General features: G+C 69.9%; 20 protein-coding genes. 4 read left to right on the top strand and 16 right to left on the bottom strand.

All coding sequences use genetic code 11. The features are described from left to right. Position 1 precedes the first annotated feature (1 nt). The 8 genes from hpnH to J7I98_RS19200 form a co-directional block, all read right to left on the bottom strand. The gene (gene hpnH / locus J7I98_RS19235; RefSeq protein ID WP_214921977.1) at positions 2 to 1,024 is read right to left on the bottom strand and encodes an adenosyl-hopene transferase HpnH; all 1,023 of its coding nucleotides are present in this window, start codon (positions 1,022 to 1,024) and stop codon (positions 2 to 4) included. A gap of 5 nt (positions 1,025 to 1,029) precedes the next feature. After that, positions 1,030 to 1,683, bottom strand: a complete 654-nt coding sequence (locus tag J7I98_RS19230; protein ID WP_214921976.1) for a 1-hydroxy-2-methyl-2-butenyl 4-diphosphate reductase — start codon at positions 1,681 to 1,683, stop codon at positions 1,030 to 1,032. After that, on the bottom strand, positions 1,683 to 3,713 hold the full coding sequence (shc, locus tag J7I98_RS19225) for a squalene--hopene cyclase (protein WP_214921975.1): 2,031 nt from the start codon (positions 3,711 to 3,713) through the stop codon (positions 1,683 to 1,685). Before shc ends, J7I98_RS19230 begins: the two co-directional genes overlap by 1 nt. A gap of 114 nt (positions 3,714 to 3,827) precedes the next feature. Then, a complete protein-coding gene (locus J7I98_RS19220; protein ID WP_214921974.1) occupies positions 3,828 to 4,922 on the bottom strand; it encodes a polyprenyl synthetase family protein in 1,095 nt (364 codons plus the stop codon). Beyond that, the gene (hpnE, locus tag J7I98_RS19215) at positions 4,919 to 6,310 is read right to left on the bottom strand and encodes a hydroxysqualene dehydroxylase HpnE (protein ID WP_251020849.1); all 1,392 of its coding nucleotides are present in this window, start codon (positions 6,308 to 6,310) and stop codon (positions 4,919 to 4,921) included. Before hpnE ends, J7I98_RS19220 begins: the two co-directional genes overlap by 4 nt. A 136-nt stretch (positions 6,311 to 6,446) precedes the next feature. Next, entirely contained in the window at positions 6,447 to 7,385 is a 939-nt protein-coding gene (gene hpnD, locus J7I98_RS19210; protein ID WP_214922023.1) for a presqualene diphosphate synthase HpnD, read from the bottom strand. Positions 7,386 to 7,411: 26 nt separating this feature from the next. After that, complete coding sequence (gene hpnC / locus J7I98_RS19205) at positions 7,412 to 8,314, bottom strand: squalene synthase HpnC (protein WP_214921972.1); 903 nt, start codon at positions 8,312 to 8,314, stop codon at positions 7,412 to 7,414. A gap of 314 nt (positions 8,315 to 8,628) precedes the next feature. Then, the gene (locus tag J7I98_RS19200) at positions 8,629 to 9,291 is read right to left on the bottom strand and encodes a TetR/AcrR family transcriptional regulator (RefSeq protein ID WP_214921971.1); all 663 of its coding nucleotides are present in this window, start codon (positions 9,289 to 9,291) and stop codon (positions 8,629 to 8,631) included. A 93-nt stretch (positions 9,292 to 9,384) separates the two neighbouring features. On the opposite strand from J7I98_RS19200, the gene J7I98_RS19195 reads away from it, so the two are divergent. After that, a complete protein-coding gene (locus J7I98_RS19195; protein WP_214921970.1) occupies positions 9,385 to 11,607 on the top strand; it encodes an MMPL family transporter in 2,223 nt (740 codons plus the stop codon). 155 nt (positions 11,608 to 11,762) lie between these two features. Here the strand turns inward: J7I98_RS19195 and J7I98_RS19190 are convergent, their stop codons facing one another. From J7I98_RS19190 to J7I98_RS19160, 7 genes are all read right to left on the bottom strand, one after another. Beyond that, complete coding sequence (locus J7I98_RS19190; RefSeq protein ID WP_214921969.1) at positions 11,763 to 12,548, bottom strand: ABC transporter ATP-binding protein; 786 nt, start codon at positions 12,546 to 12,548, stop codon at positions 11,763 to 11,765. Next, the gene (locus J7I98_RS19185) at positions 12,541 to 13,476 is read right to left on the bottom strand and encodes an ABC transporter permease (RefSeq protein ID WP_214921968.1); all 936 of its coding nucleotides are present in this window, start codon (positions 13,474 to 13,476) and stop codon (positions 12,541 to 12,543) included. Before J7I98_RS19185 ends, J7I98_RS19190 begins: the two co-directional genes overlap by 8 nt. Before the next feature lie 61 nt (positions 13,477 to 13,537). Beyond that, positions 13,538 to 14,428: a glycosyltransferase family 2 protein gene (locus tag J7I98_RS19180; protein WP_374225150.1), complete on the bottom strand. Its 891-nt coding sequence runs from the start codon at positions 14,426 to 14,428 to the stop codon at positions 13,538 to 13,540. 11 nt (positions 14,429 to 14,439) lie between these two features. Continuing rightward, positions 14,440 to 15,219: a CDP-alcohol phosphatidyltransferase family protein gene (locus tag J7I98_RS19175; RefSeq protein ID WP_214921967.1), complete on the bottom strand. Its 780-nt coding sequence runs from the start codon at positions 15,217 to 15,219 to the stop codon at positions 14,440 to 14,442. Then, positions 15,197 to 16,258, bottom strand: a complete 1,062-nt coding sequence (locus tag J7I98_RS19170; protein ID WP_214921966.1) for an iron-containing alcohol dehydrogenase family protein — start codon at positions 16,256 to 16,258, stop codon at positions 15,197 to 15,199. Before J7I98_RS19170 ends, J7I98_RS19175 begins: the two co-directional genes overlap by 23 nt. Then, the gene (locus tag J7I98_RS19165; protein WP_214921965.1) at positions 16,246 to 16,983 is read right to left on the bottom strand and encodes a sugar phosphate nucleotidyltransferase; all 738 of its coding nucleotides are present in this window, start codon (positions 16,981 to 16,983) and stop codon (positions 16,246 to 16,248) included. The genes J7I98_RS19170 and J7I98_RS19165 overlap by 13 nt, the downstream gene beginning before the upstream one ends. Further along, entirely contained in the window at positions 16,980 to 18,752 is a 1,773-nt protein-coding gene (locus J7I98_RS19160) for a DUF5941 domain-containing protein (protein WP_214922021.1), read from the bottom strand. Before J7I98_RS19160 ends, J7I98_RS19165 begins: the two co-directional genes overlap by 4 nt. Positions 18,753 to 19,081: 329 nt before the next feature. Here J7I98_RS19160 and galE point away from each other — a divergent pair, with 329 nt between their 5' ends. The 3 genes from galE to idi all read left to right on the top strand — a co-directional run bounded on the left by galE (position 19,082) and on the right by idi (position 21,861). Continuing rightward, on the top strand, positions 19,082 to 20,059 hold the full coding sequence (gene galE / locus J7I98_RS19155) for a UDP-glucose 4-epimerase GalE (protein WP_214921964.1): 978 nt from the start codon (positions 19,082 to 19,084) through the stop codon (positions 20,057 to 20,059). A gap of 152 nt (positions 20,060 to 20,211) precedes the next feature. After that, positions 20,212 to 21,153, top strand: a complete 942-nt coding sequence (locus tag J7I98_RS19150; RefSeq protein WP_214921963.1) for a cation diffusion facilitator family transporter — start codon at positions 20,212 to 20,214, stop codon at positions 21,151 to 21,153. Positions 21,154 to 21,267: 114 nt separating this feature from the next. After that, positions 21,268 to 21,861, top strand: a complete 594-nt coding sequence (gene idi, locus J7I98_RS19145) for an isopentenyl-diphosphate Delta-isomerase (RefSeq protein WP_214921962.1) — start codon at positions 21,268 to 21,270, stop codon at positions 21,859 to 21,861. On the opposite strand, the gene J7I98_RS19140 is transcribed toward idi, so the two are convergent. Continuing rightward, the gene (locus J7I98_RS19140) at positions 21,827 to 22,324 is read right to left on the bottom strand and encodes an ATP-binding protein (RefSeq protein WP_374225149.1); all 498 of its coding nucleotides are present in this window, start codon (positions 22,322 to 22,324) and stop codon (positions 21,827 to 21,829) included. The two genes, idi and J7I98_RS19140, sit on opposite strands and share 35 nt — an antisense overlap. Positions 22,325 to 22,460: the final 136 nt, after the last annotated feature.

Below are 22,460 nucleotides of genomic sequence, written 5' to 3'. Positions count from 1 at the left end.
GTCACCCGTGGCTTCCCGAGACGGTTTCGCGGACCGCGCGCAGGGACTCCTTCAGGGAGCCCATGGTCGCGAGGACGGCCGTCGGCTCGTAGCCGCAGTGCGCCATGCAGTTGGCGCACCTCGCGTCCTTGCCGCGCCCGTACTTGCTCCAGTCGGTGTCCTCGATGAGCTCGCGGTACGTCGGGACGTACCCGTCGGCCATCAGATAGCAGGGCCGCTGCCACCCGAAGAGCGAGTAGTTGGGAATCGCCCACGCCGTGCACGGGAAGTCGGCCTTGCCCTCCAGGAAGTCCAGGAAGAGCGGCGAGTGGTTCAGCCGCCAGCGGCGCCGGTTGCCGCCCGCGAATGCCTTCTTGAACAGCTCCCTGGTCTGCTCCACGCCGAGGAAATGCTCCTGGTCGGGAGCCTTCTCGTAGGCGTAGGCGGGCGAGATCATCATCTCGTCCACCTGCAGGTCGTCATTGAGGTAGTTGAGCACCTCGATGATCGTCTGCGGGGTGTCCGTGTTGAAGAAGGTCGAGTTGGTGGTGACCCGGAAGCCGCGCTTCTTGGCCTCCTTGATCGCCTCCACCGCCTCGTCGAACACCCCCTCCTTCGCCACCGATTCGTCGTGCCGCTCGCGCAGCCCGTCGATGTGCACGGCGAAAGCGAAGTAGGGAGAAGGCTTGAACTTCTCGATCTTCTTGCGCAGCAACATGGCATTGGTGCACAGGAAGACGTACTTCCTCTTCGCCACCAACTGGCGGACGATCTCGTCGATCTGAGGATGCATCAGTGGCTCGCCACCGGCGATGGACACCATCGGTGCCCCGGATTCGAGCACCGCGCCGACCGCCTGGGCGACCGGCATGCGCTGCTTGAGGACACCGGCCGGATGCTGGATCTTGCCGCACCCTTCGCAGGCGAGATTGCAGGCATAGAGCGGTTCCAGCTCGACAATCAGCGGGAACTTCTCACGCTTGCGGAGCTTCTGTTCAACGAGGTACGTCCCGACCCTGATGGTCTGACGGAGCGGCATGGCCATCTAGCTCACCTCCTGGGGAGCAGTAAAGAACGGTGCCATTCAAAGAAAGCGGGCAGAACGGCGCGGAGAACACGAAAGGCTGATATTCCACCGCGCAGCGTCCCAATGCGGACGAGCTCATGCTCTGGGGCGTCCACGACCACTCGTACGGCCGCAACCGGGCGCGGTCCCGCCCGCAGCGCGCTCCAGAGCGTCGCCGCGGATTCCATGTCCACCGCGATGGCCCCGGTGGCCCGCAGCTCGGCCCGCTCGTGCCCCCGTACGACATGGTCGGAGCCGGTCAGCGGGCCGGTGTGCACCGTGCGCCCCGGCAGCGCTCCGGCCAGCGCCTCCGCGAGCAGCTCCGCCCCCGTACAGGGCGTGCTGCCGTACGGCCCGCGCGTCTCGTCGGCGACGATCAGGTCCCCGGGGTGCATCCCGGGGGCGAGACCGGCGCAGAAGCCGGAGGCGATGACGGCGGTGTCCCCGGCGGGGCCGCCTTCGCCGAGCGCCCGGGTGACGGCGGCTTCGGCCGCCCTGGCTCCCATGCCCGTACGCAGTACGGTCACGGGCCCCGGCGCCCCCCTGCGGACGCCGCTGCGCAGCGCGAACTGCTCGATGCCGAGCGCGCAGGCGATCAGCAGCGGCGCGGGCCGTGAGGGCGCCGGGGGCATGCTCATCAGTCCCCCTCACGGGTGTCGGGGAGCGTACCGGCGAACGCGTTGGTGAAGGTGGGCTCCCCGTGGACGTACCGCCCGAGCGCGGTGAGCGGGAAGACCTGCCGGTAGAGGTTGTAGTTGATGGAGAAGTCCCACGGGAATCCGGTGCCGGTGAAGTACGGCTCGTCCCAGGAACCGTCCGCGCACTGGGTCTCGGCGAGCCAGGCGACGCCCCGCTCGGTGGACTTGCTGTCCCGCTCCCCCGCCGCGAGCAGGGCGAGCAGCGCCCAGGCGGTCTGCGAGGCGGTCGACGCGCCGTGCCCGGCCCAGTCGCTCTCGCGGTACGAGCGCAGGTCCTCGCCCCAGCCACCGTCGTCGTTCTGGACGGACTCCAGCCAGTCGACGGCGCGGCGGATAGCGGGATGCGACGCGGGCAGCCCTGCTGTGATCAGCCCGGGCACCACCGACCCTGTCCCGTATACGTAGTTGACGCCCCAGCGGCCGAACCAGGCGCCATTCGACTCCTGTTCGGCGAGCAGCCACTCGATGCCGCGCCGGGTGCGCGCGTGGTACGCCTTGCCCTCGACGGCCAGCATCTCCACCACATGCGCGGTGACGTCGGATGACGGCGGGTCGATGACCTCGCCGAAGTCGCAGAACGGCAGCCGGTTCGGGAAGGCGCTGGTGTTGTCGGCGTCGAAGGCCGCCCAGGCGCCGTTCCTGGACTGCATCCCGAGAGTCCAGCGGACACCGCGCTCGATCGTGGCCTCTGTCCGGCCCCGGTCCGGGTGCGCGACGCGGCGCAGCGCCAGGATGACTTCCGCCGTGTCGTCGATGTCGGGGTAGTTGTCGTTGTGGAACTCGAACGCCCAGCCGCCCGGCTCGAGTTCCGGCCGTCGTACGGACCAGTCGCCCGGCCGCACGATCTGCTCGCTCATCATCCAGTCGGCTGCCTTGACGAGCGCCGGGTCGTCCGGGCGTACTCCCGCGTCGGCGAGCGCGATCGTGGCGAGGCAGGTGTCCCAGACCGGCGACTGACAGGCCTCGATCTGGCGGGCGCCGTTCTCCCGCCACACGGCGAACCGGTCGAGCGACTCCAGGCCCGCGCGCATCACCGGATGGTCGAGGTCGTATCCGAGGAGATGGAGCGCGATCAGCGAGTACACGGCGGGCGGCTGGATCCCGCCCCAGCAGCCGTCGTTCTCCTGCCGCTCGATGATCCAGCGCGCCGCGCTCTTCATCGCGGCCCTGCGCAGCCTGCGCGGCGCGACCTTCTGGTAGAGATGCAGGACCTTGTCGAGCCGCTGGAACGCACCTTCCCAACTGGTGGGCCTGGCAAGCCGCTTGGGCGGGTTCGGCAGCCGCGGATCGGTGTGCAGCTCGTCGATCGAGAAGGGCGCGGGACGCACGGGCCGGTGCGCGGAGACCACGGTCAGCGGCACTACGGTCTGCCGCGCCCAGCAGCCGAACTCGTAGATGTTCAGCGGGAACCACGAGGGCAGAAAGATCAGCTCGGGCGGCAGCTCGGGCAGATCGTCCCACTTCCACCAGCCGAAGAGGGCGAGCCAGATCCGGGTGAAGACGCGGCTCGCGGCGATGCCGCCGCGCGCCCTGATCCAGGCCGCCGCGCGCGCCATGTGCGGATCGTCGGGCAGGTCACCGGCCAGCCGCAGGGCGACGTAAGCCTCGATGGTGGTGGAGAGTTCGCCCGGTCCGCCGTAGAACGTGGCCCAGGTGCCGTCCTCGCGCTGCTCGCCCCGGATGAAGAGCGCGGCCGCCCGGACGGTCTTCTCGTCCTGAATGCCCAGGAACTGGCGGAGGAGCAGGTCCTCGGCGTCCATGGTCACATTGGTTTCGAGGTCACCCTTCCACCAGCCCTGGGCGTCCTGCCTCGCGAGCAGATGCTCGACCGCGCGATCCGTGGCCCGCCGGGCCGCGTCGAGGACGTCGGAGGGGGCAGGTGTCGTGCCGGAGGTCGTGTCGGTTGTTTCGCTGGCCGCGGCTGCGCGGGGTTCCATGGCCCCGGTGCTTCCGTCGGTCGTCGCTGTCATGGCTTCCCCTTCGTGCAGTTGGTCGTCTGCTGTGCTGGGGTCTGCCGTCGGCCGGCGCCCGGTTTCCCTGGCACCGGCCGGCGACTGCGATTCATATGTGTCGCTGGATGCTGATCATCTCTTTCGTACGACGACGAAGTCCGCGAGCGCGGTGAGCTGCGCACGGACCTGCTGAGGCATGTCGACGGCGTCGAGAGCCTCGATTGCCACAGCATGCTGCCTGCGGGCCTCCTGCGAAGTCCACTCGCGGCCGCCCGCCTGCTCGATCAGGGCCGCCCTGGTGGCGAACTCCGCCTCGGAGAAGCTCTCGAAGTCGTTGCTCTTCGCGTCGGCCGACAGCAGCTTGGCGAGCTGCTCCGAGGCCGGGCCGCCCGCGGCGAGCGCGGCGACGACCGGCAGGGACTTCTTGCGCTGGCGCAGATCACTCCAGGTCTGCTTGCCGGTGGCGTCCGGGTCGCCCCAGATGCCGAGCAGGTCGTCGACGGCCTGGAAGGCGAGACCGAGGTGGTAGCCGTACGCCTCCAGCGTGTCGGCCGTACGGTCGTCCGCCCCGCCGAGGACCGCGCCGATGGAGACGGCGCAGGCGAGCAGCGCGCCCGTCTTGTTGCCCTCCATCTCCAGGCACTCCTCGACGGTGACCCGCTCGCGGTGCTCGAAGGAGATGTCCTGCGCCTGGCCGTCGATCAGCTTGCGCGTTGCAGTGGTGAGGCGGCGCGTGGCACGCCCCGCCTCGACGGTGCCGATCTCCAGCAGGATCTCGTTGGCGAGCGCGAAGAGCGCGTCACCGACGAGGATCGCCTGGGCCGGGCCGTGCACCTTCCACACGGTGTCGCGGTGGCGGCGCTGCTCGTCGCCGTCCATCAGGTCGTCGTGCAGCAACGAGAAGTTGTGTACGAGTTCCACCGCGACGGCGCCGGGGATGCCGATCTCGGCGTCGGCGCCCGCCGCCTCGGCGGACAGCAGCGCGAGAGCCGGGCGTACAGCCTTGCCGCCGTCGCCGTCGGCGGGCCGCCCCTGGGCATCGATCCACCCGAAGTGATAGGCCGCGACGGTGTCCATGGGCGGCGCGAGCCGGTCCACGGCGGCCTTCAGCACCGGGGTGGACAGGGTGCGGCCGCGCTCCAGAAGCGCGGCGATGTCCACCGTGGTGTTGCCAGCCGGATTCACCGGGGTCACAGGCTCTCCTCTTGTTCCAATACCAGTGCTCATACCGCCTCCTGCAGCGGATGTTCATGGGCGCGACCGAGTGCGGTGAGCGCCGCGCCGGCGGCGCTGATGCCGCTGCGTACGGCGCTCTCCATGGTCGCGGGCCATCCGGTGGCGGTCCACGCGCCGGCCAGGTACAGGCCGGGCACGTTCGTTCGGGCGCCGGGGCGCAGCCGTCCGACGCCGGGGGTGGGGGCGAACGTCGCTGTCCGCTCCCGGGTGACGAAGAAGTCACGTACGACCGCGCCGCGTGCGGCGGGCAGCAGCCGCTCCAGCTCGGGGAGGTAGCGCGCGCGAAGCTCGGCGACGGGTGCGTCGATCTCGTCCTGGGCGGCCGACTGGGACACCGCGAGGTACTGCCCGCCGCCGTTCAGGCCGGAGGAGTGCGTACGGTCGAAGACCCACTGGACGGGCGTGCCGAGCGCGGCGAAGAAGGGCCGGCGCAGCACCTTGCGGTCGTAAACGACGTGGACATTGAGGATCGGCGCGGTGCCGATGTCGAGCAGGCGGTCGGCGTCGTCGATGGCGCCGTGGGGCAGCAGCCCGTGCGCCTCGCGCTGGGGTACGGCGAGGACGACGGCGTCGGCGGCGAGCCGCTCGCCGTCCGTCTCGACGTCCCAGCCGCCGGCGGGCGTGCGGGACACGGAGATGACGCGGGTGCGCAGTTCGGTCCGTACACCGGCGGAGTCGAGCGCCTTGCGGGCCAGCGTGTCGTGCAGTTCGCCGAGGGGTACGTGCGACCAGCCGATGTCGGCGGCGCCGGGCTCGGAGAGCAGGCCGGTCTTGAAGACCATCGCGGCGAGGCCCAGGGAGGCGTTCGGTGCGGTCGCGTTGAGCGTCGCGACGCCGACGAGGTCCCACAGCGCCTCGATGGTGCGCTCCGACTGGCCGTGGCGGCCTAGCCAGGTCGCGAAGTCGACGCCGTCCAGGGCGGGGTCGACCGGGTCGAGCTTCTTGAGCGCGAGCGCGGCACGCCCCACGCTCGCCCGTTCGGCGAGGGAGAGATGCGGGTACGTCGCGAGGCTGGCGGCGAGATGCAGCGGTACGGGCAGGGCGGTGCGGCGCAGGCGTCCGAGCCGGGGCGCGTCGGTGCGGCCGATGTCGAGCACGGGGACGTCCATCCGGCGCTGCATCGGGGCGAGTTCGGTGCCTTCGACGCGGTCGAGGAACCAACGGTAGGCGGTGCAGCAGCGCAGGTAGACGTGCTGGCCGTTGTCGACGGTGAGGTCGCCGCGGCGGAACGAGAACGCGAGGCCGCCCAGGCGCGGCCGCCCTTCGAGCAGCGTCACCCGCATCCCGGCGTCGGCCAGCTGGATCGCGGACGTGACACCGGCCAGTCCTCCTCCGACCACGACGGCGTGTCCCGCTGCCCCCGCGCGTGCGGTCGGCATGTCGCCTGTCATACGCCCTCCCCTGCGGCAGCGCCGGCCGTGTACGGGCAGCGGGCCGTCGCAGTCAGGGACGCGGCAGTCACCCGGAGGGTTGCGCCTCGCTTGTACCCGTTCATCCCGCCGGTATCGGTGCGCATCAGGCACGCCTCCTGACGCTCTGCCGCGAAATGGTCCGGGCGTCGAGGCCGGACAGGCCGCGCACGGCGACGTACGCCTTCTCGCGTCCCGGCAGCGAGACCCGGCCGCGCAGGACGGCCTCCGGGTCGCGCTCGATGCGGTCGAGGAGCCGCCGGTAGATGCCGGCCATGGCGGCGACGCAGGCGCCGGAGCGCCGGTCGAGCAGCGGCAGCAGCCGGTAGCCCTCGGCGAACAGGGCGCGGGCGCGGCGTACTTCGAAGTGCACGAGGCCGACGAAGTCGGAGCCGGCGGGCGGGGTGGCGCCGTGGAAGCCCGCCGAGCAGCCGAACTTGGCGAGGTCGTCGGCGGGGAGATAGCTGCGTCCGTTGTCCGCGTCCTCGCGGACGTCCCTGAGGATGTTGGTGAGCTGGAGGGCGAGGCCCAGCGTATCGGCGTACTCGGAGGCGCGTTCTGTGCCGCGCGCGCCGGCCTGGGTGCCGAACACGCCCAGCGAGAGCCGTCCGATGGCGCCCGCGACGCACCGGCAGTAGACCTTGAGGTCGTCCCAGGTCTCGTACTCCTCGCCGCGCACGTCCATGAGGACGCCGTCGATGAGCTCGTCGAGGCCGTCGAGCGGGAGCGGGAACCGCCGGGCCGAGTCGGCGAGCGCCACGGCGACCGGGTCGGTGTCGTCCTCGTCGACCGCGCCGTCCCGGACGCGGTCGAGCAGGGCACGGGTGTCTTCCAGGCGCAGCCGCTTGACCTCGGGCGCGAGGACACCGTCGCCGATGTCGTCCACGCGTCGCGAGAAGGCGTAGAGCGCCGACATGGCGTGGCGCTTGTCGGTCGGCAGCAGTCTGATGCCGTACGCGAAATTGCGCGCCTGCTGCCCGGTCACGGCCTCGCAGTAGCTGTACGCGGCGAGTACCGGTGCGGACATCTGCGTGAGTCCCTCCATGGTCCGGCTCACCCCTCTCTTCGGTCTCATCGCAAGACAGCTCCCACTGCGCGCAGCAGGCTGAGCTTGGTGGGCTTGGGCGGTCCAGGAAGTACGTCATGGCCGACGGCAGCAACCGCGGTGAGGGCGGCACGTCCACCGGCCACGAAACCGGCGAGCAGCAGCTTGAGCCTGCCGTGGACGCTACCCACGAGCGGGGTGCCTTCATTCAGGAGGTGCAGGGCGCGTTCCGCTTCGAATGCGACCAGCGCGCGCACCGATGCGTTCGCGGTGGGCGCGGCCAGATCGGCCTCCTGCACCTGGAAGCGGGCCATGTCCTGGGCGGGCAGGTAGATCCGGTCGCGGCCGAGGTCCTCGCTGACGTCCTGGATGTGTTCGACGATCTGCAGGGCGGTGCAGATCGCGTCCGAGCGGCGGATGCGCTCGGGGCTTGCGGTGCCGGTGATCGCCAGGACCAGCCGGCCAACGGGGTTGGCGGACAGCTCGCAGTACGCGAGGAGGTCGTCGTACGTCTCGTAGCGCCGTACGAGCTGGTCCTGCCGGTTGGCTTCGATGAGCCCGATGAAGGGGCCGGGGGTGAGGGAGCAGCGGCGCGCGGTGGGCACGAGCGCGCGCAGCAGGGGGTGGCGCGGGCCGTCACCGGTGCGGTCGAAGACGCGGCGCAGGTCGGACTCGAAGGCGTCGAGCATGATCAGGCGGTCGTCGGCCAGGGCGGGGTCGACGCCGAGGAGGCGGGCGTCGGCGCCGCCGGGTGCGAGGTCGCCGTCGCCGATGTCGTCGACGAGGCGGGCGTAGCCGTACACGGCCATGAGGTCGTCGCGCCAGGCTCGCGGCAGAAAGAAGGGAGCCACCGGGAAATTCTCGTCGGCGGCCTTGTCGAGGGTGGTGCGCGAGTGGGCGTCTGGGCGCACGTGCCGGACTCCGGTCATCGGAGACTGCCTGGTGCGGGAACGGCGGAAGCGTCTCGGAGCTGGAGAGATTCCATAGCCATTGCCGTCACATCTCCCGTTCTACACTGCCGACCCAATGCATCCCTTTTCGGACACGCCGCCGGTCCTCCGGCGTGGAGGGCCGCCGACCGGCGAGACCCTAGGGGGTATCGCCCCACTTGCCGCGAATCAGCACCGGTACAGCTTACGTTGTACAACCCTCAACGCCATGTCGGGGTGCTGCGCGCATTACAACAAGGCTGCGAAACGCCCCAACCTTCCCGAAGGCGCACGGAGTTGACGATTCCGGCGTCTTACGGCGCCATCATCCCGGAGACGATCATCTTCAGGGTGCGTTCGATCACCGCATCGCGCTCGGCGTCGGGGAGATGGCGCATGGGCCCGTCGAGGATCAGCAGGGACAGGCCGTGCACGCCCGCCCAGGCCGCGGCCTCGGCAGCCGGACGGTTCCGTTCGGGCATGCGCCCGGCCGCGACCAGTGCGTCGAGTGCGCCGGTGAGCAGCACGAATGCCCGGTACTCCGGGTCGTCGCCCGGGGCCGCCACGCCGGTCCACTCCCCCCTGGCCTCCCCCTCACCCGCGACGGGTGGGCAGAAGGCCGAGCGGTAGAGGCCGGGCTGCGCCAGGGCGAAGCGGATGTAACCGCGCCCGATGGCCGAGAGCCGCAGCTCCGCGGCCTCCCCGGGGTCGGTGGAGCGAGGAGCCTCGTCCGCCGCTTTCTCCATCGAGTCGGCGAGTGCCTGCTGGCCATGGATCTTGACGGCGTGCAGGAGCTCGGCCTGGCCCGCGAAGTGGCGGTAGGCGGCGGTGGGCGAGACGCCGACGCGGCGGGCGGCCTCGCGCAGGACGACCTTTTCGGGGCCGCCGTCGGCCGCGAGCTCGACAGCGGCCCTGATCAGCGCATTGCGCAGGTTGCCGTGGTGGTAGCCGGCCTTGCCGCCCGAGTTCGCTGACATACGTTCATCCTGCCTGATGTTGACAGCATTAACATCCCCTGAGACATTCGATGTTAACGAAGTAAACATGCCCACTCAGGCAAGGGGTACACCGTGCTGACCAGGATCGCCGAGCTCACCCTCCACAGGGCCAGGCTCGTACTCGTACTCGGCGCCGTGGCGGTGGTCGCCATGGCAGCCATCGGAATGGGCGCGTTCGGCAAGCTGCTCGGAGGCGGCTTCGACGACCCCGACGCGCCGTCGATCCACGCTCAGCGCGTGATCGACGAGAAATTCGGCGGGGAGACCAATCTGGTGTTCCTCGTACGGGCCGAACCCGCCGACGGGGGCGGTCTGACCTCCCCGGCCGTCGCCGAGCGCGGCCGCTCGATCACCGACGGCCTCAGGAACGACACCACCGTGACCAATGTGGCGTCCTACTGGGATGCCAAGAGCCCGCAGCTGACCTCCGAGGACGGCAGCCAGGCGCTGGTTGTCGCCCATGTGAAGGGCAAGGACAGCGAGATCCTCGAACGCGCCGACGCCCTGGTCGACAAGTACGCCGGTGACCGCGACGGGGTGAGCGTGCAGGCGGGCGGCGAGGCGGCGGTCGGCAATGACGTCACGTCCCAGGTCGGGGCCGACCTGGCGCTGGCCGAAGCGATCGCCGTACCGCTGACGCTGATTCTTCTGGTGCTCGCCTTCGGCAGTGTGGTGGCCGCGCTGCTTCCGCTGGTCGTCGGGCTGATCGCGATCGTCGGCACCTTCGCCGAACTGTTCGTGCTCGGCAGTCTCACCGACGTGTCCGTCTTCTCCGTCAACCTGACGACGGCGCTCGGCCTGGGCCTCGGGATCGACTACGCGCTGCTGCTGGTCAGCCGGTTCCGCGAGCAGCTCGCCGCCGGACAGGAGGTTCCCGACGCCGTACGCACCACCGTGACGACGGCGGGCCGCACCATCGTCTTCTCCGCCGCCACGGTCGCCGCCGCCCTGGCGGCCCTGCTGATCTTCCCGCCGTACTTCCTGCGCTCCTTCGCCTACGCCGGGATCGGCGTGGTCGCGGTGGCCGCACTCAGTGCGCTGCTCATCGTGCCCGCCCTGCTGGCGCTGCTCGGCCACCGGATCAACAAGGGCCGCATGCCCTGGGCCGACTCGGTACGCCGCCCCGACGCCCCCTTCTGGGGGCGCCTCGCGGGCCTGGTGATGCGCCGCCCCGCGCTCACCGCACTGCCGGTCCTGGCCGTGCTGCTCCTGGCCGCGAGCCCGCTGCTCGGGGTCACCTTCGGCACCCCGGACGAGCGGGTGCTGCCCGAGGACGCGAAGAGCAGGCAGGTCGCCACCGCCGTCCAGCGCGACTTCGCGGGCGACGACGACGGCGCGGTGCAGGTGGTGACCACGGAGGCGGTCGCCGCCGCGCCGCTCGGTGCGTACGCGCAGGAGCTTTCGCGGCTCGACGGCGTCGTACGGGTCGACGCGAGCTCGGCGACGTACACGGCGGGCAACGCCCGGGAAGCGGGGCCCGCGGCGGCGGCGCTGGGGCGCCCGGACGCCCAGCGGCTCGTGGTCGTCACCGGGCACGCGCCCAAGTCGGACGCGGCACAGGATCTCGTACGGGACATCCGCGCCGTCCCGGCACCTGCGGGCACGGAGACGCTCGTCGGTGGTACGGACGCCAGGCTGGTCGACTCGAAGCACTCCATCGGGGTGCGGCTGCCGTTCGCGGTCGGGCTGATCGTGGTGACGACCTTCGTGCTGCTGTTCCTCTTCACCGGCAGCGTCGTGCAGCCGCTGCGGGCGCTGCTGCTCAACGGGATCAGCCTGTCGGCGGCCGCCGGTGCGATGGTGTGGATCTTCCAGGACGGCCATCTGGCATCGCTTCTCGGCTTCACGCCCCAGCCGATGGACACCTCGATGACCGTGCTGCTGTTCTGCGTCGCGTTCGGTCTTTCGATGGACTACGAGGTCTTCGTGACCAGCCGGATGAAGGAGCTCCACGACGCGGGGGCCGACCGTACGAAGACGGTCACCCAGGGGCTGGCCCGCACCGGCCGCATCGTCTCCATGGCGGCGGGGCTGCTCGCGGTGAGCTTCTTCGCCTTCGGCACGAGCGACATCAGCTTCCTGCAGATGTTCGGCATCGGCAGCGGACTCGCGATCGTGATCGACGCGGTGGCGGTGCGGGGAGTGCTGGTGCCAGCGGCGATGCGGGTGCTGGGGCGGGGGGCGTGGTATGCGCCGCGTGCGCTGCGGAGGCTGCATGCGCGGGTGGGGCTGGACGAGGCGCCGGCGGTGGTGCCGGTGCTCGCCGAGAGGGAGCGTTCGCCCGCCAAGGTGTGAGCTGCGCGCGGGGTGGGGCGGGGCTTTCCTTTCCCCTACCCGCCCCTTCCCGGCTGTGACATGTGCGGCTGCCGCCGCAGGGGGCTCCGCCCCAGACCCCGGTCCTCAAAAATGCCGGACGGGCTGAAATTCAGCCCGTCCGGCATTTTTGAGGCCTAGCGGCCCGTTTCCTTCTCGTAGGCCTTGAGGACCTCGTCCGTGGGGCCGTCCATCAGGAGCTCGCCCTTCTCCAGCCAGAGCACGCGGTCGCAGGTGTCCCTGATCGACTTGTTGCTGTGGCTGACCAGGAAGACCGTGCCGGCCTCCTTGCGGAGCTCGCGGATCCGCTGCTCGGAGCGGATCTGGAACTTCCGGTCACCCGTGGCCAGCGCCTCGTCGATCATCAGTACGTCGTGATCCTTGGCAGCGGCGATCGAGAAGCGCAGCCTTGCCGCCATGCCGGACGAGTACGTCCGCATCGGCAGTGTGATGAAGTCGCCCTTCTCGTTGATGCCCGAGAAGTCGACGATCTGCGCGTACCGCTCGCGGATCTCCTCGCGCGACATGCCCATCGCCAGGCCGCCGAGGATGACATTGCGCTCGCCGGTCAGGTCGTTCATCAGAGCCGCGTTCACGCCGAGCAGCGAGGGCTGGCCGTCCGTGTAGACCTTGCCCTGTTCCGTGGGGAGGAGGCCGGCGATGGCGCGCAGCAGGGTGGACTTGCCCGAGCCGTTCGAACCGATCAGGCCGATCGCCTCGCCGCGGTAGGAGGTGAAGGAGACCCCTCGTACCGCGTGCACCTTGCGTACGCCGGGTGCGTCGCCCTTGCCGCGCTTCATGATGCGGCTCAGTGCGGCGGTGGCACTGCCACGACCGCCCGCGCCGCCATTGACCCGGTACACGATGTGCACGTCGTCGGCGATGACCGTGGGGATACGCCCCTGCGTGTTGTCGTCAGCCACGGCCATACCTCTCCTCAGCCTTCCAGAAGTACACAAAGCCCGCGGCGCCGATCAGCAGCGCCCAGCCCAGCCCGACGGCCCACACGTGCGGGGGCAGGTTCTCGGAGCCGTAGCCGTCGATCAGGCCGAAGCGGATGAGGTCCATGTAGACGGCCGCCGGGTTCCACTGGAGCACGTCCGTGACCCAGCCGGGCAGGTCCTTGTCCTTGAGCATCTGCGGGATGCTGAACATCACGCCGGACGCGTACATCCATGTACGCATCACGAACGGCATCAGCTGCGCGAGGTCGGGCGTCTTGCTGCCGAGCCTGGCCATGATCAGGGCGAGGCCGATGTTGAAGACGAATTGCAGCGCCAGCGCCGGGAGGACGAGCAGCCAGGACAGCGAGGGGTAGCTGCCGAAGGCGGCCGCGATGATCACGAGCACGATCATCGAGAACATCAGCTGCTGGAGCTGCTGGAGCGCGAAAGAGACCGGCAGCGAGGCGCGCGGGAAGTGCAGCGCTCTGACCAGTCCGAGGTTGCCCGAGATCGACCGGACACCGGCCATCACCGAGCTCTGGGTGAAGGTGAAGACGAATACGCCCGTGACCAGGAAGGGGACGTAGACCTGCCGGTCCATGCCCCGGTCGGCCTCCAGGATCAGGCCGAAGATGAGGAAGTACACGAGCGCGTTCAGCAGCGGGGTCGCCACCTGCCACAGCTGGCCGAGCTTGGCCTGGCTGTACTGGGCGGTCAGCTTCGCCTGCGAGAAGGCGAGGATGAAGTGGCGCCGGCCCCACAGCTGCCGGACGTACTCGATCAGCCCCGGTCGGGCACCGCTCACCGACAGGCCGTACTTGGCGGCGAGCTCCGCCGGGGTAAGTGCGTCGTCGGGAGATGGCGGGGCGCTCGTCGCGACCGCACCGTCATGGGTTGTGTCACTCACAAGTTGAAACTTTCGTGTTCAAGATGCGCAGGGCAATAAGGCGCTGTCGGACCCGAGCTTGTCAGATAACAGGGGGTCGCCCGAGCCGGGTCAGGCGCCAGACGGTACGCCACTTCATCGGACGGCGGGGACCTGGGGCATTTGTCCACCCCTCCCAGAAGCCGCCGAACCATGCCTTCAGCGCAGGTCCGGAGGGGCGTCGCGCCAGCGTGAGCAGCAGCCATACACCGAGGTAGACGGGCACCAGGGGGGCCGGCAGATTGCGGCGTGCCAGCCAGACCCGGTTCCTGGCCACCATGCGGTGGTACACCGCGTGGCGGGAGGGAGCCGTCGTCGGGTGGTACAGGACCATGTCCGAGCGGTAGTAGATCATCCAGCCGGCGTCGAGCGCCCGCCAGGCCAGATCGGTCTCCTCGTGAGCGTAGAAGAACTCGTCCGGCAGCCCGCCGACCTCGGCGAAGACCTTGGTACGTACGGCATTGGCGCCGCCGAGGAAGGTCGTGACGCGCGAGGAGCGCAGGGGATCCGACGCACGCAGCCGGGGCACATGGCGGCGTGCGGTCTCCCCCGTCTCCGGGTCCGCGATCCGGAAGCTGATGATGCCCAGCTTCGGGTCGGCGGCGAAGGCCTGGCGGCACAGCTCGGCCGTGTCGTGGTGGGCCAGCAGACCGTCGTCGTCGAGGAAGAGGAGAACGTCCATCTCGGCGCCGCTGGGGCCGAACGCCTCGATGCCGGCGTTGCGGCCGCCCGGGATGCCCAGATTCTCGGGCAGCTCCACGGTCCGTACGCCCTCGGGGACACCGGTGACAGGGGAGCCGTTGCCCACGACCACGACCTCGACGCGGTCGCCGTCCTGCTTGGCGACCGAGTCGAGGAGGGCGCGCAGCTCGTCCGGGCGGTTGCCCATGGTGATGATGACGGCGCCGACCTTCATGCCCGTGCCCGCGTCCATGCCCGCGCCCGTCACTTCAGCCTGCTCGAAGCGAGGATGGACACGAGGTGCAGAAGCGTCTGGACGATCGCGATGCCAGCGAGGATCGCGATGCCGAGGCGGGTGAAGAACAGGTCGCCCTGGACGCTGTCGATGATCGCCACGACCAGGATGAACAGGCTCGCCTCGATGCCGCCGACCAGCCGGTGGAACTTCAGCGCGGCCGCTGCGCGACGGGCCAGGGCCAGACCGGAGGAGCGGGGCACGGAGGCCTCGTCCTTGACGGCGGGCAGTCCGCTGCGCTGGCGGGCCACGTCGACCAGGTCGGTCTCGGCCTTGATCAGGATCGCGCCGAGCGCGGCGAGCGTACCGAGGAAGGCCCACAGCCACTCCGGCCCTCCGTCGCCGAAGACGTCCGCGCCGCGTACGCCGAAGCCCACCAGCAGGGCGGCCTCGCACAGATAGTGGCCGATGCGGTCCAGGTAGACACCGGTGATCGAGGTCTGCTTGCGCCAGCGGGCGACCTCGCCGTCGACGCAGTCGAGCAGCAGATAGATCTGGAACAGCACCACCGTGAGGATCGCGCCGGTGAGCCCGGGGATCAGCAGCGTCGCACCGCCGATGACGCCCACGACCACCATGAGGTAGGTGAGCTGGTTGGGCGTGATCTTCGTGTTCACCAGGTACGGGTCGATGTGCAGCGAGATCTCTCGCATGTACATGCGCCCGGCCCAGTGCTCACCGCTGCGCCGGTCCTTCACGCCCTCGGGGTGAACGACCGGACGGAGTTCAGCTACTGATGGTCTTGACATAGTCGGCGTAAGCGTCCCTGATCTGGTCTGCGGACAGGTCGAGGTGCTCCAGGATCGTGAAGCGTCCCGGGCGGGTCTGCGGGGCGTACTGAACGGCCTCGACGAACTCGTCGACGCTGAAGCCGATCTCCGCGGGCAGCACCGGCAGGCCGTGCCTGCGCAGTACGTCGGCGAAGAGGGCGGCGTCGTCGTGTGCCCCGCGCAGGTGCATCGCGAAGGCCGCGCCGATGCCGACCTGCTCGCCGTGGAGCGCGGAGCGCTTCGGGAAGAGCAGGTCGAAGGCGTGGCTGATCTCGTGGCACGCGCCGGACGAGGGCCGGGTGTCGCCGCTGATCGACATGGCGATGCCGGACAGGACGAGGGACTCGGCGAGGACCGTGAGGAACTCGTCGGTGCCGACGCCGCCGGGGTGGCGGAGTACGGCTTCTCCCGCCGTACGGGCCATGGCGGCGGCCAGTCCGTCGACCGGCTCGCCCGTGATGCGGTGGGAAAGCTCCCAGTCGGCGATGGCCGAGATGTTGGAGATCGCGTCGCCGATGCCGGACCGGATGAAGCGGACCGGAGCCTCGCGGATCACATCGAGGTCGATGACCATGGCGATGGGCGTGGGTACGCCGTAGGAGCCGCGACCGTTGTCGTTGTCCAGGATGGACACCGGCGAGCAGATGCCGTCGTGCGAGAGGTTCGTCGCGACGGCGACCATCGGCAGGCCGACCCGGGCCGCCGCGTACTTCGCCACGTCGATGATCTTGCCGCCGCCGAGGCCGACCACGGCGTCGTACCGCTTGCCCTTGATGTCATCGGCGAGCTTGACGGCGGAGTCGATCGTTCCGTCGGCGACGGGGAACCAGTCGGCGTCGGGCAGGACCGGCGCGAGCTTGTCGCGCAGCGCCAGTCCCGAGCCGCCGCTGGTCGCGATGGCGAGCTTGCCCGAGTTGGAGATCCGCTGGTCGGCCAGGAGGCCGGCCAGATCGTCCATGGCGCCGCAGTTGATGTCGACGACGACCGGGGACGGGATGAGCCGGGTCAGTACAGGCACGCGATCTCACGGCCCTTCGCGAGGTCGTCGTGGTTGTCGATCTCGACCCACGTCACTTCGCCGATGGGGGCCACGTCGACGGTGAAGCCGCGGTTGACCAGCTCCTGGTAGCCGTCCTCGTAGTAGAGGTCGGGGTCGCGCTCGAAGGTGGTCTTCAGCGCGTCGGCGAGCTCTTCGGCAGCCTCGGGCTCGATGAGGGTGACACCGATGTACTCGCCGGTGGCGGTGGCCGGGTCCATCAGCTTGGTGATCCGCTGAACGCCCTTGTCGCCGTCGGTGATGACCTTCATCTCCTCGTCGGCGAGGTGCTTCACCGCGTCGAGGGCGAGGATTATCTTCTGGCCCTTGCCGCGGGCGGCGAGCAGCGTCTTCTCGACGGAGACCGGGTGCACGGTATCGCCGTTGGCGAGGATCACACCCTGCTTGAGGACGTCACGCGCGCACCACAGGGAGTAGGCGTTGTTCCACTCCTCGGCCTTGTCGTTGTCGACGAGCGTGATCTTGAGGCCGTACTTCGCCTCAAGGGCCTCCCGCCGCTCGTACACGGCTTCCTTGCGGTAACCGACGACGATCGCGACCTCGGTCAGGCCGACCTCCGCGAAGTTGCCGAGCGTCAGGTCGAGGACGGTCGTGTCGCCGTCCACGGGCACCAGTGCCTTGGGGAGGGTGTCCGTGTAGGGACGCAGACGCCGTCCGGCGCCGGCAGCCAGTACGAGGCCGATCATGCGGGTTCTCCTTCGTCGTGTACTGCGGGGGCTCCGGAGGACACCCAGAAACGGATGGACTCCACGAGCACCACGAGCGCCACGGCCACAGCGAGGGCCGTGAGCGCCAGGGTGAGGTATGTGTTCTGCGGCGACAGGACCGCGGCGAGTACCACCACCACGAGCGTCCGGCCTTCGTGCCCGCCGATCGTCCGCACCAGCCACTGGGGCGGCGCGCCGGTGCCACCGCGGATGCGGTACACCGTGTCGTAGTGATGGTAGGCGACGGCTGCCACCAGCCCGAAAGCAGCCGGCAATGCTCCGTTCACCTCGGAGCGGGCCGCGAGAATCAGGATCGTGCCGTACTCGGCCGCCCGGAAAACAGGGGGGACGAGCCAGTCGAGGGCGCCCTTGAGGGGGCGGGCCACGGCTATGCCGGAGAGCACCGCGTAGAAGACCGCGGCGACGACCACCTGCAGGCTGCCGAACGGCTGCGTGAGCGCCGCGCTCACCAGCGCCGCAGCACCGATCGCGGCCACCACCGGGGCGGTCCACGCTCCCTTGATACGGGGCCCACGTGCCGCCACGGCCTGGGCGAGCGGCCCGCTGTCCGCGAGGTCGGCGAGGGCCTGGGCGGCTCGGTCCGTACGCCGTGCCTTGCGGGTCAGCGAGCGCAGGACGCGGCCGGCCGTGGTGTAGAGCGCGGCGAGCGCGCAGCCGACGAGCAGGGCGTAGAAGACGATGCGCGGGGTGGTGACGGCGGTCAGGACCGCGATCATCGCCCACCGCTCGCCGATCGGCAGGACGATCATCCGGCGCACCCAGACCGTCCAGCCGACGCTGTCGAGCTTGTCGGAGAGCGCGGCGGTGGGGCTCGTATTGGACTCCGCGTCGTGGTTCGCCTCGTTGAAGGAGAAGTCCACGACGTGGCGGCCGGTCTGGAGCACCATCGCGCCGAGTGCCAGCGCCCATACGTCGTCGCCGCCCCGGGCGGCGCCGAGCGCGAGGCCGGCGTAGTACGCGTACTCCTTGGCGCGGTCGAAGGTCGCGTCGAGCCAGGCGCCCATCGTCGAGTACTGCAGCGAGTAGCGGGCGAGCTGCCCGTCGGTGCAGTCCAGGACGAAGGAGAAGAGCAGCAGCGCACCGGCCGCGATGTAGCCGCCGCGGGTGCCGGTCGCCGCACAGCCGGCCGCGATCAGCGCGGTGATCAGCGAAGCGGTGGTGACCTGGTTCGGGGTGAAGCCCCGGCGGGCGCACCAGCGGGCGATGTAGCGCGAGTACGGGCTGATGCAGAAGGTGGTGAAGAAGCCGTCGCGGGACTTCACCGCGGTGCGCAGCCGTACGGCTTCCTCGTCGACGGCGGCGACGGCGGCGCGGGCCTGCTCGCGCCCGGCGTCGTCCGTGGGGACGGCGGCGACCAGCGAGCCGAGTTCGGGCCGCTGTACGGCGGTGCCTGCGGCGTCGAGCGCCTCGGCGACGGCGTCGGGACAGGCCGGAGCGCTGCGCACGGCGTCGGCGAGTGCGGCGCGGGCCTCGGGCTGCGCCGTGAGCGCGCCAGGGGCGGCGGCTGCCGGGAAGCGGGGGTCCGTGAGCGCGAGGCGCAGGGAGTGGACGTGACCGACGAAACGCGGGTCGACGAGCGCGACGCGTTCACCGGCCGGTGTCGCGTCGAGCAGCTTGACGGTCTCGTCCGCATCGGCGGCGGACCGTACGTCGAATCCCAGCGACCGCAGATCGCCCTCGAGCGGCGATCCGGGTACCGGCGGACCGGTGAGGATGGCGGTCGACAGACGAACTCACTCCTTGGCACTGGCGTAGCCGGCTTGGCTGACGTGGCTGGCATGCGTCATTCCGGCCCGGTGCGGGCCGGAGGCATGTCGGCAGAGGCTATCGGATGTACGGAAGCGCGAGTTCACGGCCCGTTCACGCCCCGATAAGACCGGACGGGAAGGCGGGCGGCCCGCCGCGATCATCTTCGTCGATCGATGCCTCGCCCCACAAACCGCCCTTGTGAAGGGCCTGGGGGGTGTCCGGCGGATCAGGCCGGCTTCGGGGTGCGGCGCGTGCCAGACCCTGCGGCCCAGGCATGATCCGGCGGACACCCCCTAGGGTGGCCGTCATGACTTGGCTGATCACAGGTGGTGCGGGGTACATCGGTGCGCATGTGGCGCGGACCATGGCCGAAGCGGGTGAGCGGGTGGTCGTCCTCGACGACGTCTCCTCCGGCGTCACGGACCGGCTGCCACCGGAGATCCCGCTGGTAAGCGGCTCCGTACTCGACAGGGAACTGCTCGACCGTACGCTCGCCGAGCACAACGTCACAGGTGTGGTGCATCTCGCGGCGAAGAAGCAGGTCGGGCAGTCGGTGGAGGAGCCGCTGCTCTACTACCGGGAGAACGTGTTCGGTCTCACGGTGCTGCTCGAAGCGGTCGCCGCGGCCGAGGTGCACCGCTTCGTCTTCTCCTCGTCCGCGGCGGTGTACGGAGTGCCCGAGGTGGATCTCATCCCCGAGAACACACCCTGCGCCCCGATCAACCCGTACGGCGAGACCAAGCTGGTCGGCGAGTGGCTCGTGCGGGCCGCGGGCCGGGCGCACGGCATCTCGACCGCGTGCCTGCGCTACTTCAATGTGGCGGGTGCGGCGAGGCCGGAGCTGGCCGACACCGGGGTGTTCAACATCATCCCGATGTTCTTCGACCGGATCACTCGCGGCGAGGCCCCGCGGATCTTCGGGGACGACTACCCGACCCCGGACGGCACCTGCATCCGTGACTACATTCACGTCGCCGATCTCGCCGACGCCCATCTGGCGGTCGCGCGGGCACTGACCGACGCTGCTGGGGACCTGACGCTGAACATCGGCCGCGGTGAGGGTGTCTCGGTGCGCGAGCTCGCCGATCTGGTGTCCGAGGTCACCGGCTCCGGGCTGGCCCCGGTGATCGAGCCGCGCCGCCCCGGTGACGCCGCGCAGGCCGTCGCCTCGTCCGATCTGATCGCCAAGGAGCTGGGCTGGTCCGCCTCGCGCGGGGTGCGCGAGATGGTCGTCTCGGCATGGGAAGGCTGGCTGCTGCGGCATCCGGAAGCCCGCCGGAGCTGATCCGCCGGAGACGCCCCCAGGCCCTGACCTGCGGTCATTTCCGCAGGTCAGGGCATATGACAACGGTGTTCAGTGCCGTGTTGCCACATACCCCCCTCCCGTAGTTCACTGGCACCGGGCCGATCATCCACATATCCGGGGAGGCGCTCCACATGGGGGCTGGGCACGATCACGGGCATACGCATGGCGGGCCGCCGCCCACCGGCACGGCTGCCGCCGCGTACAAGGGACGGCTTCGTATCGCGCTCGGCATCACGCTGACCGTCATGACGGTCGAGATCGTCGGTGGACTGCTCTCGAATTCGCTGGCGCTGATCGCGGACGCGGCCCATATGGCCACGGACGCCCTGGGGCTCGCGATGGCACTCCTCGCGATCCACTTCGCCAACCGCCCGCCCACCCGCAACGCCACCTTCGGCTACGCCAGGGCCGAGATCCTCGCCGCGCTGGCCAACTGCCTGCTGCTGCTCGGCGTCGGCGGCTTTCTGCTCTTCGAGGCTGTCGACCGGTTCATCACCCCCGCCGAGACCAAGAGCGGTACGGCGATCGTCTTCGCCCTGATCGGTCTCGTCGCGAACATGGTCTCGCTCACCCTCCTGATGAAGGGGCAGAAGGACAGCCTCAATGTGCGGGGCGCCTTCCTGGAGGTGCTCGCGGACGCCCTCGGCTCGGTCACCGTGCTGGTCTCGGCCGGTGTGATCATGGCGACCGGCTGGCAGGCGGCCGACCCCGTCGCGTCCCTGGTGATCGGCCTCATGATCGTGCCGCGCACCTGGAAGCTGCTGCGGGAGACGCTCGGCGTACTGCTGGAGACGGCGCCCCAGGGTGTCGACATGGCCGAGGTGCGCGAGCACATACTCGGGCTGCCCGGGGTGGAGGACGTACACGATCTGCACGCCTGGACGATCACCTCCGGCATGCCGGTCCTCTCGGCGCACGTCGTCGTCACGCAGGACGCGCTCGACTCGGTCGGGCACGAGAAGATGCTGCACGCGCTGCAGGGCTGCCTCGGCGACCACTTCGACGTCGAGCACTGCACGTTCCAGCTGGAGCCGAGCGGTCACGCCGAGCACGAGGCAAAGCTCTGTCACTGAGGGGCCGGACGCCCGCAGACGCTGCCATCTGACGCCCGGTCGGGTGAGTGAAGTACGGACAAGAGGCTTTTGTACGGCAGACTTGAAGGCCGGGAATCGAAGCGAAGGATGGTTATGCCGAGCACACCAGTCACCGCGGCGAGCAGCTCGTCGAACGGCACAGCACAGGAGATCCTGCTCGAGCTGGTCGACGAGGACGGCAAAACCATCGGCACCGCGGAGAAGCTCGCCGCACATCAGGCTCCCGGCCAGTTGCACCGCGCTTTCTCCGTCTTCCTCTTCGACGAGTCGGGCCGGCTGCTGATCCAGCGCCGCGCGCTCGGCAAGTACCACTCCCCCGGCGTCTGGTCGAACACCTGCTGCGGGCACCCCTACCCCGGGGAGTCGCCGTTCGCCGCCGCCGCCCGGCGTACGTACGAGGAGCTGGGCATCTCCCCCTCGCTGCTCGCCGAGGCGGGCACCGTCCGCTACAACCACCCGGACCCGGACTCGGGTCTGGTCGAGCAGGAGTACAACCACCTCTTCGTCGGGATGGCGCAGGCCGCGCTCCGCCCCGACCCGGAAGAGGTCGGCGAGACGTCCTTCGTCACCGCCGACGAGCTGGCCGAACAGCACGCGCGGGCGCCGTTCTCGGCGTGGTTCCTGACGGTGCTCGACGCGGCGCGTCCGGCGATCAGAGAGCTGACGGGGCCGAAGGCGGGCTGGTGAGCGAGGGGCCGGCGAGCGGCAGCGCGACCCAGATGATCTTGCCGCCGCTCGCGGTGTGCTCGATGTCGCACACCCCGCCGGCCTCTACGGTGATCTCCCGTACGAGCAGCAGGCCGCGCCCGCCGGTCTGCGCGTAGTCCCGCTCCAGGGCCTTGGGCCGGTAGGGGTGGTTGTCCTCCACGGAGACCCTGATCCACTCCGTGCCGATGGCGACTTCGACGGCCAGTACGGGCGAGAGCAACGCCGCATGGCGTACGGCGTTGGTGACCAGCTCGGAGACGATGAGCAGCAGCCCCTGCACCAGTTCGTCCTGCGCCGGTACGCCCTGGCGGTTCAGCAGGTCGCGGACGGCGTGCCGGGCCTGCGGGACGGAGACGTCGTCCGCGGGGGCGGTGAACCGCCAGACGCCTTCGTAGCCGGCCGGGGCGTCTTCCGTGGAACCTGGACGTTCGCTTTTCACCACCCTCCGAGTGTTGAGAACGCGTTGGTCCGGACCGGGTAACTGAACACAAGTCAGCCGCAATCGACGGCTTCTGACCATTGCGCATACGACTGCGTCACTTCTGCGGCTGTTCCTGCTCTCCCCCGGGGCTTCCCCG

The sequence above is a fragment of the Streptomyces sp. ISL-98 genome, from assembly GCF_018614055.1.
Lineage (GTDB): Bacteria > Actinomycetota > Actinomycetes > Streptomycetales > Streptomycetaceae > Streptomyces > Streptomyces spiramyceticus.
Note: the sequence above shows the minus strand (reverse complement) of the source record. Positions and strands in the feature narration are given on the sequence as shown.